Origin of the sequence: Chryseobacterium sp. SIMBA_028, assembly GCF_046535285.1 — a bacterium.
In the GTDB taxonomy this organism is placed as follows: domain Bacteria; phylum Bacteroidota; class Bacteroidia; order Flavobacteriales; family Weeksellaceae; genus Chryseobacterium.
On sequence record NZ_JAWRWZ010000789.1, the window covers coordinates 1 to 239 of the forward strand.

Here is a 239-nt window from a genome sequence, read left to right on the forward strand (position 1 = left end):
CGAACGGATGGCGGCGGCAAACGCTGCCTTGCCAAACGGCTCCTGCCCTGGAACCATGAACACGACATCGTCGGACATCAGGCTCAGCACGGTGGCGTAATCGCCAGTTTTGCTCGCGCCAAGCCACGCGTCTACGAGGTTGCGGATCGCGCGTTCGTCGTCTGTCATGTCATCCACCCTTTCGCCAACCGTTCAAAGATACGCAGAATATTGCACCAACATGGTTGGATAACCAATTG

1 protein-coding gene is annotated in these 239 nt (G+C 56.9%); it reads right to left on the reverse strand.

Annotated elements, in window-relative coordinates:
* The coding region (locus SCA31_RS25385; protein ID WP_410699695.1) for an SgcJ/EcaC family oxidoreductase at positions 1–168 on the reverse strand (168 nt) is incomplete at its 3' end.
* Positions 169–239: the final 71 nt, after the last annotated feature.